This window comes from Kitasatospora sp. NPDC093102 (genome assembly GCF_040683915.1).
Classification (GTDB): Bacteria; Actinomycetota; Actinomycetes; order Streptomycetales; family Streptomycetaceae; genus Kitasatospora.
In genome coordinates this window covers 126,910-139,457 of the sequence record NZ_JBFBFA010000002.1, presented here as the reverse complement: position 1 = coordinate 139,457, position 12,548 = coordinate 126,910, and the positions used below count along the sequence as shown (strand labels likewise).

At 72.6% G+C, this 12,548-nt stretch carries 14 protein-coding genes; 8 read left to right on the top strand and 6 right to left on the bottom strand.

Annotation, left to right across the window (positions count from 1 at the left end; genetic code table 11):
• The first annotated feature begins 91 nt into the window (after positions 1 to 91).
• Complete coding sequence (locus AB0O11_RS03975) at positions 92 to 673, top strand: MarR family transcriptional regulator (RefSeq protein ID WP_363381471.1); 582 nt, start codon at positions 92 to 94, stop codon at positions 671 to 673.
• Positions 674 to 805: 132 nt separating this feature from the next.
• Here AB0O11_RS03975 and AB0O11_RS03970 read toward each other — a convergent pair whose 3' ends face one another.
• The 3 genes from AB0O11_RS03970 to AB0O11_RS03960 form a co-directional block, all read right to left on the bottom strand.
• Entirely contained in the window at positions 806 to 2,560 is a 1,755-nt protein-coding gene (locus AB0O11_RS03970) for a glycosyl hydrolase family 18 protein (protein WP_363381992.1), read from the bottom strand.
• A gap of 418 nt (positions 2,561 to 2,978) precedes the next feature.
• Positions 2,979 to 3,602, bottom strand: coding sequence for an FxLYD domain-containing protein (locus AB0O11_RS03965; protein ID WP_363381469.1), 624 nt, complete (start codon positions 3,600 to 3,602; stop codon positions 2,979 to 2,981).
• A 112-nt stretch (positions 3,603 to 3,714) separates the two neighbouring features.
• The gene (locus AB0O11_RS03960; RefSeq protein WP_363381467.1) at positions 3,715 to 4,275 is read right to left on the bottom strand and encodes a DoxX family protein; all 561 of its coding nucleotides are present in this window, start codon (positions 4,273 to 4,275) and stop codon (positions 3,715 to 3,717) included.
• Positions 4,276 to 4,487: 212 nt separating this feature from the next.
• Between AB0O11_RS03960 and AB0O11_RS03955 the strand changes: the two genes are divergently transcribed.
• Entirely contained in the window at positions 4,488 to 5,120 is a 633-nt protein-coding gene (locus AB0O11_RS03955) for a MarC family protein (protein WP_363381465.1), read from the top strand.
• Positions 5,121 to 5,139: 19 nt separating this feature from the next.
• On the opposite strand, the gene AB0O11_RS03950 is transcribed toward AB0O11_RS03955, so the two are convergent.
• Together AB0O11_RS03950 and AB0O11_RS03945 are read right to left on the bottom strand one after the other, a co-directional pair.
• A complete protein-coding gene (locus AB0O11_RS03950) occupies positions 5,140 to 5,679 on the bottom strand; it encodes an NADPH-dependent FMN reductase (protein WP_363381463.1) in 540 nt (179 codons plus the stop codon).
• Positions 5,680 to 5,745: 66 nt separating this feature from the next.
• Positions 5,746 to 6,207, bottom strand: coding sequence for an Lrp/AsnC family transcriptional regulator (locus AB0O11_RS03945; protein ID WP_363381462.1), 462 nt, complete (start codon positions 6,205 to 6,207; stop codon positions 5,746 to 5,748).
• A gap of 189 nt (positions 6,208 to 6,396) precedes the next feature.
• Between AB0O11_RS03945 and AB0O11_RS03940 the strand changes: the two genes are divergently transcribed.
• The 5 genes from AB0O11_RS03940 (at position 6,397) to AB0O11_RS03920 (ending at position 10,786) form a co-directional block, all read left to right on the top strand.
• Positions 6,397 to 7,227, top strand: coding sequence for a tryptophan 2,3-dioxygenase family protein (locus AB0O11_RS03940; RefSeq protein ID WP_363381460.1), 831 nt, complete (start codon positions 6,397 to 6,399; stop codon positions 7,225 to 7,227).
• Between the two features lie 158 nt (positions 7,228 to 7,385).
• On the top strand, positions 7,386 to 8,612 hold the full coding sequence (kynU, locus tag AB0O11_RS03935; RefSeq protein WP_363381458.1) for a kynureninase: 1,227 nt from the start codon (positions 7,386 to 7,388) through the stop codon (positions 8,610 to 8,612).
• Between the two features lie 70 nt (positions 8,613 to 8,682).
• Positions 8,683 to 9,318, top strand: coding sequence for a TetR family transcriptional regulator (locus AB0O11_RS03930; RefSeq protein ID WP_363381456.1), 636 nt, complete (start codon positions 8,683 to 8,685; stop codon positions 9,316 to 9,318).
• Positions 9,315 to 10,079 carry a glucose 1-dehydrogenase gene (locus AB0O11_RS03925; protein WP_363381454.1) on the top strand — a complete coding sequence of 255 codons (765 nt, stop codon included), beginning with the start codon at positions 9,315 to 9,317 and terminating at the stop codon, positions 10,077 to 10,079. The genes AB0O11_RS03930 and AB0O11_RS03925 overlap by 4 nt, the downstream gene beginning before the upstream one ends.
• A 209-nt stretch (positions 10,080 to 10,288) precedes the next feature.
• The gene (locus AB0O11_RS03920) at positions 10,289 to 10,786 is read left to right on the top strand and encodes a hypothetical protein (RefSeq protein WP_363381453.1); all 498 of its coding nucleotides are present in this window, start codon (positions 10,289 to 10,291) and stop codon (positions 10,784 to 10,786) included.
• 31 nt (positions 10,787 to 10,817) lie between these two features.
• Here the strand turns inward: AB0O11_RS03920 and AB0O11_RS03915 are convergent, their stop codons facing one another.
• Positions 10,818 to 11,753, bottom strand: coding sequence for a hypothetical protein (locus AB0O11_RS03915; RefSeq protein WP_363381451.1), 936 nt, complete (start codon positions 11,751 to 11,753; stop codon positions 10,818 to 10,820).
• Between the two features lie 76 nt (positions 11,754 to 11,829).
• Between AB0O11_RS03915 and AB0O11_RS03910 the strand changes: the two genes are divergently transcribed.
• Entirely contained in the window at positions 11,830 to 12,459 is a 630-nt protein-coding gene (locus tag AB0O11_RS03910) for a TetR family transcriptional regulator (protein ID WP_363381450.1), read from the top strand.
• The last annotated feature ends 89 nt before the right edge of the window (positions 12,460 to 12,548 follow it).

Genomic DNA, 12,548 nt, shown 5'->3' with positions numbered 1-12,548 from the left:
CAGAGCTAAAGTTTGACGAGGTAAAGTCTTAGCACCAGAAGAGTACGGAGTCAAAGGCTTAAGGGGTGCACGCTCGTGCGACACTGTCCGCATGACTACGGACAAGCCGCGGCCGGCAGCCGGCAAGCCCGCCCCGGCCACCCCCCTGGAGTTCGGCATCGCCGAGCAGGTGGCCCTCTACCAGAGGGAGTTCCCCACCGTCGACCCCCAGGTGGAGACGATCGTGCAGACCCTCAACCGGGTCTCCCGGCGGATGGGCGTGGCGTACGACCGGCAGCTGACTGTGCTCGGAATCACCTCCGCCGAGTGGGAGGTGCTCAAGGCCCTGGTGGTCTCCGGCAGCCCGTACCAGCTGGGGCCGGGCGAGCTGGCCAAGCGGCTCGGGCTCACCCCGGCGGCGATGACGCACCGGATCGACCGGATGGTGGCCGATGGCCTCGTCACCCGGGAACGGGACGAGACCAACCGGGTGCGGGTGATCATCGAGCTGACCGAGACCGGCCGCGACAAGTGGCTGGAGTCGATGCGGATGGCGGCGGTGTTCGAGGAGGAACTGCTCCAGGACATCGCGGGCGAGGAGCGCGCCGCGCTCTCCGCGATGCTGGGCCGGATGCTGCGGCGGATCGAGGAGAGCCGGCCGGACGCGCCCGGACGCACCACCGACCCGGCCTGACCCCGGAGGCCCTGGAGGCCCCGGGAAGGCAGACGAGTCCGGCCCGCCGGGAGGAGGCTCCTCCCGGCGGGCCGGACTCGTCACTTCAGGTGCTGCGAGGGTCCGTCAGGCCCTCGGCGGTCCGATCGGCCGTCAGCAGGGACCGTTGTCGGTCCAGACGCCCCACTGGCCGCTCAGGCTCGGGTCGTCGCCCTTGGTCCACCACTTGTTGGTGTAGTAGTGGCCCTTCCACGAGACCTTGGTGCCGCCGGCCGCGTAGGTGGTGTTCGCGTCCCAGCTCGGGGCGTTCGGGCAGGTGGCCGGGGTGCCGGTCGGGGTGCCCGTGGGGGTACCGGTCGGGGTACCGGTCGGCGTGCCCGTGGGGGTACCGGTCGGGGTCGGGGTCGGGGTCGGGGTCGGGGTCGGGGTCGGCGTGCCGGTCGGCGGGGCCGGGCAGGAGGCCGCGGAGCCGTTGGTGGCGCTCACCATCTTGTCGAACAGGGCGGTCTTGGTGCCCAGGTCGTACAGCGAGAACGCGAAGGAGCCGCCGAGGCCGTTGCAGTGCGCGTAGTCGAGCTTGGCCTGGATCGACTTGGCGTCCTCACCGCTCCAGAAGGTGTTGCCGTCGTAGAAGTACGTGGCCTGGGCCGCGTCGTCCCAGAAGGTCTTGGACGGGTTGTCGACGAAGCCCGCGAGCTCCTTGTACATCTGGATGCCGGGGACGTTGCCGGACATCGCCGCGCCGGCCGCCGGCTGGGTGGCGGGCTGGAACAGGCCGTGCTTGCCGTTGTCCTTCACGCCGGTCCAGCCGCGGTAGTAGAACGGCACACCCATGTTGATCTTGTTGGCGGGGAAGCCGCCGGGGATGCCGTACTCCTTGTCGCCGACCGTCCACGCCTTGATGGCGTTGTCGATCGAGTACTTGCCGTTGCCCGGCTTGGCCGGGGTCGACGGGTCGTCCGGGGTCGAGTAGAGCGCGGCCTGGTGGTTGGTCGGCCCCTGCGCGTCCCAGCCGCCGTGCATGTCGTAGGTCATGACGTCGAGGAAGGTCAGGTACTGACCGATCTTGTCGGTCTCGACGTTCATGATCTTGTCCTGGCCGGCGCCGACCGCCGCCGACAGGGCGTAGGTCTTCTTGTCGGCCGCGCCCTGGGCGTCCAGCTGGGTGCGGAACTCCTTCAGCAGCGCGGTGAAGTTCTGCTTGTCGGCCGGGCTGGAGATGTTGCCGGTGTGGCCGCCGCCGCCCGGGTACTCCCAGTCGATGTCGATGCCGTCGAAGACGCCCGCCGCCGAGCCCGGGCCGCCGAAGCCGGCGTCGGAGGGCAGGTTGCCCTTGATGAACATGTCGATGCAGGACGACACCAGGTGCTTGCGCGAGGCGTCCGTGGCGGAGGCCGGCGAGAAGTACTTGGAGTAGGTCCAGCCACCCAGCGAGAGCAGGACCTTGAGGTTCGGGTTCTTCGCCTTCAGCTTCTTCAGCTGGTTGAAGTTGCCCGCGATCGGCTGGTTCCAGACGTCACCGACGCCGTCGACCGAGATGTCCGCGCCGAAGCTCTTCTGGTAGTCGGCGAACGCGTCCGCCGCGCCGTCACCCGCGTTGGGGTTGTTGTCGTTCGTGTCCGCGGCCTTGGTGGCCTCGAAACAACCCAGGTCGGTCGGGTGGATGTTGGCGAAGTCGTAGATCAGGTAGTCCAGCTTCCCGGCGACGCCGGTGGCCTGGATCGTCTTGGGGTAGTACGCGTTCGCGTAGACCGACCACTGGTCGTAGTAGGCGACCTTGATGCCGCCGCTGGTGGCGGGCGCACCGGTGGAGTTGGTGGTCGCGGCGTTGGCCGCGCCGCCGCCGGACAGCGCGAGGCCGGCGCCGAGCAGCAGGGAGGCGGTGGTGCCGGCCGCGACGGCGGCCATGCTCTTGGGGCGGCGTCGGCGGCCGCCCTGCGGAGCCGGGGTCCCGGCCCTTTCAATGCGTGAGCGCAGCATGGGTGCGTGACTCCTGGTTGTGGGGGTTCCCGTCGCCCCGGGGGCACGCGTCCGGGGTGGGGCCGGACGACCGGGACATGACAGGCATGGGTGGGGAATCGAGCGGGTCGGACCATGACGGACTACCGGGATGTGCCGAACCGGCGCCAGCAGCACAAGGCTTCTGACGCCGGTTCAGGGGCTCCCTGCACCTGGGCAATAAAAATGGACTAGACCAACTCGCCCGTCAAGAGGTGCTGCCGGGCCTTGAGACCCGCTTAAGGTTCCGCCCCCGCGCCGAGCCGGGCCGCCTGGGCCCCGGCATCGCCCTGCGGACGGGGGTTCGAAGACGGGCCCCGGGTCCGGGTCAGTAGCGGACGGCGTTGGCCACCTCGGCCTTGACCGTGCCGGAGAGGTCCCGGTTGGCGTGCGCGGTGGCCTGGGCGCTCTGCCCCGGGGCCACGTCCTGGACGGTCACCGCCGTCGCGTCCACCACCTTGCCGGACTCGTCGGTGAAGTTCAGCTGGATCACGTACCGGAAGGTCTGCTGCCCGTGGTTGGTGACGGTCAGCGACACCTGCGGCTTGCCGTCCGAACCGGTGCTCACCGCGCCGACGGTGACGTCCGCCTTGGCGTCCAGCCCGCCCTTGATCCCGGCGACGGCCGAGGAGGCCGCCGACACCGCCGCCGAGGCCTGCGCCTGTGCCGAGGCGATCGCCGCACCCGCCCCGCCGGCCACCGAGGCCAGCGCCGAGGCGGCCGAGGCCGCGGCGCTCGCACCCTTCTCCACCGCGGCCGCCGCCGAGGAGGCCACGCTCTGCGCGCTCTTGCCCGAGGAGCAGCCCCCGAGCACCGCCACGCCGACCACGACCGACGCCAACGCCCCTGCCACCGCACGCCGTTGGTGGCGCAGCGGCGGTGCGCCCAGGTCCTGTGCGGTCGCCCTCGGCGGGCGCGGCGAGCCGGTGCGGGCAAGTGGCTGACGGTCCATGCGGTCCCTCGTTTCCGGTCGGCGCCGGGCTGTCCGGCACACCTCCCCGTCCACCCTCCGAGAGCCGGAGGACCGCCGCCAGCAGGGCTGCTGCCTCCGGGTGAAGCGGCTGCTACGAGAGCCCCGAGCCCTCCTGCTCGTCCGCGTCCACCGCGGCCCGCTCCTCGCGCAGCCGCACCAGGTGCCGGCGCCGCGAGACCACGCCGTACGCCCCGGCGACGCTCGCCACGAAGGACACCATGCCGATCCACGGCCGGTCGAAGACGTGGCCGGTCAGGTGGTCCAGCGAGTACCGGCCCGCGCCGGCCAGGCCGATCGCCAGCCCGGTCGCACCGAGGAAGGCCGGGTACTCGTAGCCGCCGGACATCGCGAAGAAACCGGCCGGCGCGTGCACCGACACCGCGCCCGCCATCGTCCCGGCCACCACCGCGCCGGCCGCCGGGGTGGCCAGCCCGGCCACCAGCAGCGCGCCGCCGCCCGCCTCGCCGAGACCGGCCGCGAGCGCGCTCTGCCGGGCCGGGCGGAAGCCCATCTGCTCCATGGCCTGGGTGGTGCCCTCCAGGCCGCCGCCCCCGAACCAGCCGAACAGCTTCTGGGTGCCGTGCGCGATCAGCACACCGCCGACCGCGCTGCGCAGGGCCAGCAGGCCCAGGTCCTTACGGTTCAGGCACATGTCGCATCCTCGCTTCCGCGGCAAAGTGGCCTGCTCGGTGGCAGCCCTGCCTCCATAGCACCCGAGAGCGCCCGCCCCTTCGAGCCGGGACCGCCATCCGGGCGAATTCGCCCACGACCAGGAATGAACCGCCCGGCGAGGAGATTCACGCCACGCCCGGCCGCGGGGCGTGGCGGACCGGCTGCCCGGGGCCCCGCGGCCATGCTTGGCTCATGTTCGTCTTCAACCTGAGCAGCGCCTTCATCACCTTCTTCGCCGTGGTCGGCCCGCCGAAGACCCTGCTGTCCTTCGCCCGGCTGGCCGGGACCAGGAGCAACCAGGAGCTGCGACGGCTGGCGGCGCTCAGCACGGCCGTCTCGGCGGTGATCGGCCTGGTGCTCGGCTTCGGGGCCGACGAGCTGACCACCCTGTTCCACATCAACGACCAGTCGCTCCAGCTCGCCGGCGGGACGATCTTCTTCGTCTACGCCGTCGCCCTCGTCTTCGGCGTCCACCTCGGCAGGGACGGTGACGAGGACGAGCACCTGGCGAACCCGCTGATGGACGGCATCCGCGAACTGCTGCTGCCGTACATCGCCAGCCCGCTCGCCGTCACGGCCGTCCTGGTCGCCTCGCTCAACCAGGACAACTGGGGCTGGAAGGCCACCGTCGCCGGGGCGTACGTGGCCGTCGCGGTGATCAACTACCTCTGCGTGGCGGTGCTCGCACCGCTGATGCGACGCACCCCCCGCACCTCGCTGGAGGTGCTGTCCCGGCTGCTCGGACTGCTCCTGGCGGCGGTCGGCGTCGAGCTGTTCCTGGAGGGCCTGGCCGGGCTCGGAGTGCACCTGCCGGAGGCGCACTGAGCCCGGGGCCGGGCGGCGGTCAGCCCGCCGCGAGTCGGGCCAGCACCTCGCCGATCCGCTCGCGCACCAGCGGGTCGGCGACCAGCCCGTCCGGGCCGGCCGCGCCGCGCTCCAGCGGAAGCCGGACGCAGGCCTCGTCCAGCACGGCCGCACCGGTGTAGCCGAGCACGGTGCGCAGGGTGGCCTCGGCGCCCAGGCCGCGGCCCGGGCCGGCGGCGTTGATCCAGGCGGTGGGCTTGTCCGAGATCTCGACCCCGCCGACCGTCCAGTCCAGCAGGTTCTTGAACGCGCCCGGCAGCGTCCCGGCGTACTCGGGGGTGCAGACCAGCAGCGCGTCGGCCGCCTCGATCACGGTCCGCAGCGCGGCCACCGGCTCCGGCAGCGGGTCGGTGTCGTGGTCCGGGTTGAAGTGCGGCAGCCCGGCGAGTCCCTCGTAGTACGTGGCCCGCAGGCCCGGGGTGGCCGCGGCCACCGCGGCCGCGGTGCGCAGCACGGTCTCGTTGGTGGAGCCGGCCCGCAGGCTCCCGGGCAGCAGCAGGATGTGGCGCTCGTTCGGCATGCCGGGCAACCTACTGCTTGACGCCCGCGTCAAGGCCAGCCGCCCGCCGCCCGCCGCCCGCCGCGGTCAACGCGGAACCACCGGCCGCCAGGGCACCGGGCTGGAGAGGATCATCGAGCTGGACGGCTGGCCGTAGCCGCCGAGCCGGTCGCACACCGCCTCGAACTCGGCCATCGTCGACACCGCGACCAGCAGCACGCAGCACGCCCCGCCCGTGACCCGGTGCAGCTGGACCACCTCCGGCCAGGTCGGCACGTCCGGGTCGCGCAGCACGCAGCGCGGGCCGTAGCACTGGATCTGGACCAGCGCGGTGATCGGCAGCCCGGCCCGGGTGAGGTCCACGTGGGCGTGGTAGCCGCTGATCACCCCCTCGGACTCCAGCCTGCGGACCCGTTCGGCCACCGCGGGTGCGGACAGGCTCACCCGGCGGGAGAGTTCGTTGTACGAGAGCCGGGCGTCGGCCTGGAGCTCGGCGAGCAGGCGGCGGTCGACGGCGTCCAAGGCGACCTCCCGGGTGGTCGGGATCATGGGATTTCCATTCGTAAAGCGAACCGGCGGAACGCCTCGCGAACAAAAGCTCCAAAGGCGGTTGCGATGCCCGTCGACCATTCAAGCGGGCGGCACCTCCGCCGCACAATGGGCACCCGGTGGAACCCCGCAGTCCGGCTGGTTCACCGGACCGGGCGACGGGGCCCGGAAGGATCAGGAGGAGTCGGGATGGGGCACGACACGGTGGAGACACCCAACCTGTCGTTCGGTCGGGGCGGAGCGCCGGGCCGGGGCACCCCGTACGCCCAGTACGTGCGTCTGGAGGAGCTGCACGGTCTCCAGCACCCGCGCAGCGAGGAGCCTGCCGAGCTGTCGTTCATCGTCACCACCCAGGTGATGGAGCTGCTGTTCGACCTGCTGCGGCACGAGTGGACGCTCGCCCGGCAGGCGCTGCGCGAGGACGACCTGACCGCCGCGTTGGCCGCGCTGCGCCGGGGCACCCACGTGCAGGACGTGCTGGTGGAGTCCTGGGACCTGCTGGCCACCATGACCCCGCACGAGTTCAACTCCTTCCGCTCGCTGTTCGGCGAGGCCTCCGGGTTCCAGTCCTCCGCCTTCCTGCGGCTGGAGTTCCTGCTCGGCAACAAGAACGCCGCGCTGCTGAAGATGTACGACGGGATGCCCGGCACGCAGGCCGAACTGACCGAGGCGCTGCGCTCCCCCGGCCTGTACGACGAGGCGCTGGCGCTCCTGGCGCGCCGCGGCCTGGCCCCGCACCGGGCACCCTCCGAGCAGCGCTACCAGCCGTCCGCGGAGGTCGAGGCGGCCTGGCGGCGGGTGTACACCGACCCGGAGTTCGCCGCGCTCCAGCCGCTCGGCGAGGCCCTGCTGGACGTGGCCGAGCGGGTCACCCGGTGGCGCCAGCGCCACCTCTCCGCGGTCAAGCGGACCATGGGCGGCAAGCCCGGCTCGGGCGGCTCCAGCGGGCTGACCTGGCTGCGCAGGTCCGCCGAGCAGGACGTGTTCCCCGAGCTGTGGACGATCCGGGACGGACTGTGACGGGACGGACCACGGCGGGACGGACCACGGCGGGACGAACCGCGGCCGGACGGACCATGGCGGGACGAACCGTGGCGGGACGAACCGTGGCGGGACGGGAAGGAACAGAGCGGGAAGGAACGGAGCAGGCTGTGAGCGAGGGGACCGAGGGGATGGGCATGACCACGCGCGAGGACTGCGCGGCGCTGGACGCCGTCGACCCGCTGGCGGCGTTCCGCAAGGAGTTCGCCCTGCCGGACGGGGTGATCTACCTGGACGGCAACTCGCTGGGCGCGTTGCCGGTGCGCACGCCCGAGCGGGTGCGCCAGGTGGTCGAGGAGGAGTGGGGCCGGGAGCTGATCCGCAGCTGGAACGACGCCGGCTGGTTCGAGCAGCCGTACCGGCTGGGACGGCGGATCGCGCCTCTGGTCGGGGCTGATCCGGAGGAAGTGGTCGTCTGCGACACCACCTCGGTCAACCTCTTCAAGGTGCTGTCGGCCGCGCTGCGGCTGCGCCCGGGCCGGCGCACGGTGCTCGGCGACGCCGAGGCCTTCCCGACCGACCTGTACATCGCCGAGGGCGTGACCGGCCTGGTCGAGGGCGCGCGCAGCGCGCTGATCCGCCCCGAGGAGCTGGACCGGCACCTGGACGGGGACCTCGCCGCGGTCGTCCTCTCGCACGTGGACTACCGCACCGGCGAGCTGCTGGACATGCCCGGGATCACCGCCCGGGTGCAGGCCGCGGGCGCCCTGATGATCTGGGACGTGTGCCACTCGGTGGGTGCGCTGCCGGTCGGACTCGACGCCGCCGGCGCGGACTTCGCGATCGGCTGCACCTACAAGTACCTGAACGGCGGCCCCGGCTCACCGGCCTTCCTGTACGTCGCCGAGCGGCACCTGGCGGCCGGCCCGCTCCAGCCGCTGAGCGGCTGGTTCGGCCACGCCCGGCCGTTCGCCTTCGAGTCCGGGTACGACCCGAAGCCGGGCATCGGCCGGTTCCTGACCAGCTCGCCCTCGCTGCTCGGCCAGGCCGCCCTCGGTGCCTCGCTGGACGTCTGGGAGCGGGTCGACCTGGCGGCGGTGCGCGCGAAGAGCCTGGCGCTGACCGACCTGTTCGTGTCGCTGACCGAGGGCCTGGACGGCGTCGAAGTGGTGACCCCGCGCGCGCACGCCCGGCGCGGCAGCCAGGTCGCGCTGCGGCACGCCGACGGCTACCCGGTGGTGCAGGCGCTGATCGAGCGCGGGGTGATCGGCGACTTCCGCGCGCCGGACCTGATGCGCTTCGGCTTCACCCCGCTCTACCTGTCGTACACCGAGGTGTGGGACGCGGCCCGGCAGCTGGCCGAGGTGCTGGAGAGCGGCGAGTGGCGGGCGGAGCGCTTCTCCCGCCGGGGCGAGGTGACATAACCGAGGCCCGGCGCCTTCGGTCCGTTGCCGCCCTTTGCCATTAATAATGCGCAGCATTAATCTTGCGGGCATGGCAAGGACGTCGGCGGGCCACGAGACCCGCGAGAGGCTGCTGCGGGCGGCGGAGGAACTCTTCGCCGCCCGGGGCGTGGAAGCCGCACTGACCAGGGACATCACCCGGCTGGCCGGACAGAGCAACCCGTCCGCCGTGCAGTACCACTTCGGCTCCCGCGAGGGCCTGCTCGACGCGATCATGGCCGGCCGCCAGGAGCGCACCGAGCGGGCCCTCGCGCCGCGACTGCCCGCACTCGCGGACGCGGACCTGCCCGCACTGCTCGGCGCCCTGGTCGCGGCCGAGGCCACCGAGCTGCGCACCAAGCAGGGCCGGCACTGCCTGCGGATCTCCGCGCAGGTCAGCCACAACAGCGGGGTCCGCACCCGGACCCCGCACCCGACGCTGGCCGGCGGCGGCTACTGGCAGCTGATCGAGCTCGTCGAGGAGCGGATCTCCGCCCTGCCGGAGCCGATCCGGCTGGAGCGGATCGACCTGGTCCTCACCCTGATCGGCGCGGCCCTGGCCGACCGGGCCCAGCAGTACCTGACCGGCTCCACCCCCCTGACGGACGAGGAGACCTTCCTCGCCGACCTGGTGACGATGTCCGCCGCCATGCTCTCCTCCCCCACCCCCCGAAGGAGCAGGTCATGAACGACCTCACCGGCAAGACCGTCATCATCACTGGCGGAGCCCGCGGCCTGGGCGCCGAGGCCGCCCGGCTCGCCGTCGCGTCCGGCGCCCAGGTGGTGATCACCGACGTCCTGGAGGAGGACGGCAAGGCCGCCGCCGCCGAACTCGGCGAGCAGGCACGGTTCGTGCGGCACGACGTGACCTCGGAGGAGGACTGGCAGCGCGTGGTGGACTTCGCGGTGGCGGAGTTCGGCGCGGTGCACGGCCTGGTCAACAACGCCGGGATCTCCACCGGCACGCTGCTCGTGGAGGAGAGCGTCGAGCACTTCCGCAAGGTCCTGGACATCAACCTGACCGGCGTGTTCATCGGGATGAAGACGGTCGTCCCGGCGCTCCGCGCGGCCGGCGGCGGCTCGATCGTCAACATCTCCTCGGCGGCGGGCCTGATGGGCCTGGCGCTGACCGCCGGCTACGGCGCCTCCAAGTGGGGCGTACGCGGCCTGAGCAAGATCGGCGCAGTCGAACTGGGCACCGAGCGGATCCGGGTCAACTCGGTGCACCCGGGCATGACCTACACCCCGATGACAGCCTCGGTCGGCATCCGGCGCGGCGAGGGCAACTACCCCAACACCCCGATGGGCCGGGTCGGCGAGGCGCCCGAGATCGCCGGCGCCGTGGTCTACCTGCTCTCCGACGACTCCTCCTACGTCACCGGCGCCGAGCTGGCGGTGGACGGCGGCTGGACCACCGGCCCGACCGTCAAGTACGTCATGGGGCAATGAGAGCCCCACACGGCGAGCCCGGCGCAGTGGGACACACCCGGTGAGACCCGCCCGGTGAGACCCACGCCGTGCGCCCCGCGGCCTCCGGAGCGCGGTGACACCGCCCCGGAGGCCACCGTGACGCAGCTCATCTCCGCGCCGAGTTCGATCGCCGTCGCCCTTGGGGAAGCTTCGGACTGACGGAGCGTCACACCCTGGGGAGGTCGTGCGTGAACCTCGAAATCGGCCCGCTCAAGCCCGAACCGGCCCCGCTGATCCTCGGCCTGGCACTGTTCTTCCTGCTGCTGTGGACGCTCGGCCGCCATCTGCTCCCCCGGATCGAACGAGTGCAGTCCGAACGCTGGGAGGCCACCGAGGGGCGCGCCGAACGCGCCGAGGCCCTGCTCGCCGAGGCCGAGGCCACCTGGGAGGCCCGCCTGCGGGAGCTGGCCGAGGCCCGGCACGAGGCGGCCCGGATCCGGCAGGAGTACGCCGAGCGCGGCGCGGCGGCGATGGCCGCTGCCCGCGCGGAGGGCATCCGCGACCGGGACGAACTGCTCGCCACCGGCCGCGCGCGGATCGCCGCCGACCGGGCCGAGGCGGCCCGCCTGCTGCGCCGGGACGTCGGCGAACTGGCCGTCGCGCTGGCCGGCCGGGTGATCGGCGAGCCGGTGCACACCGTCGCCGAACAGCGCCGCACGGTGGAGCGCTTCTTCGAGGCGAACTAGCCCGCACCGGCCGCCAGTTCGCCGCGCTTCGTCAGCTTTTCGTCAGCTCTTCGACCAGTCCGCGGTAGACCGCGAAGGCCGGCTTGGGCGTGTAATCGTCGCGCAGCAGGCCGAAGTGCGGGAACAGCCCGGCGCCCGCGCTGTCCGCGTCGCGCAGGGCGAAGAACGCGTAACCGGTGACGTTGAGTTCGGCGGCGAGCCCGGCCACCGTCCGGACCACCTCGGCCTGCCGCGCCTCGCTCCGCCCGGGGCCGGTGGGCCAGCCGTTCTCGCAGATCCGCAGCGGAACACCGGGCCCGATCCCGGCCCGGGGCAGCGTGTCCCGACGGAAGCCGGTGAGCACCGCCCGTACCGCGTCGGCAAGTTGACCGGGCGGGACGGGGCGGAAGACATCCGGAAAGAAGTCCAGGCCGACGTAGTCCAGGGCACGGTGGAAGCGCTCGTCTGCGAGCCGGCCGAGCTCGGACCAGAAGGTGTCCGCGGGGTCGAAGGAGGGCACCGCGTTGAAGCCGACGGCCAGACGGTCGAATCCGCGGGCCAGCGCCTCCTCCTTGGCCGCGATCACACCCTCGACCAGCGCCCGGCGGACGTTCGGGATGCTGCCGTCCACGGGCGGGAGGTCGAGGTTGGGCTCCTCGCAGATCTGGAGCAGGGCGAGGCGGCGCCCCTCGGTCCGGACCGTCCGCCGGACGAAGTCCAGCCAGCCCGCCGGCTCCCCGCTGCGCTCCCGGTACTGGACCACCAGGTCGAGCCGGCGGCCCTCGACGGCGTACCGTCCGGGCCGCTCGGGGGTGTGCTCGCCGCCCGGGTACGAGCGGTAGGCGCGGACCAGGAACTCCGCCGCGCCGCCCTGGAGTTCGCGCAGGGCGGCGGCGATCCGGGCCGGGTCGTCAGGGCGGGCGGGCATGATCACGCCGGTGTCGTCACCGACCGGTCCGCCGGGGTAGATGCCGAAGGTGAAGGTCATACCGCCACCGTAGCGGATATTTTTGGTGTCACTGCAAGTTTGCAGTGACACCATGATCTGCGGATAGGATCCGGCCATGGGACTTCGCGAACTCAAGAAGCAGCAGACCCGGGAGCTGCTCGCCGACACCGCCATGGGCCTGTTCGCCGAGCGCGGGTTCGACCGGGTCACGGTGGTCGAGGTGGCCCGGGCCGCCGGGGTCTCGCCGAACACGGTCTTCAACTACTTCCCGACCAAGGAGGACCTGTTCTTCGACCGGCAGGAGGAGGTGGTCGCCCACCTGGCCGAAGTGGTCCGGCGCCGCCCGGCGGGCGGCTCCGCCGTGGACGCCGTCCGGGCCGACCTGCTGGCGGCCTTCGCGAGCGGGGAGCCGACGGTCGGGCTGAACCCGGGGATGGCGGCGTTCTGGCGGATCGTCGAGGACAGCGCGGCGCTGCGGGCCCGGCTGCTGGAACTCGGCGAACGGGCCGAGGCGGCACTGGCGGCCGCCCTGGCCGAGGAGTCGGGGGCCGAGCCCCGGGACCCGCTCCCCCGGATCGTGGCCGGAGCCGTCGCGGGGGCCCACCGGGCGGTGCTCGGCGAGGTCCGTCGGGCCGTGGTGGCCGGGGAGCCGGCCGAGGCGGTGCGCACCCGGGTCGAGGCGGCGGTGGAGCGGTCCTTCGGCCTGCTCGCCTCGGGCCTCGCCCACTACCCCGCCGGGCGGTAGGCGGCCGGAGCCGGCGAACGGCGCGCGGACGGAGACGGAAACGGCGCAGGCCGATCCAGCCCCAACGGACTGTTCGCACCTTACAGATC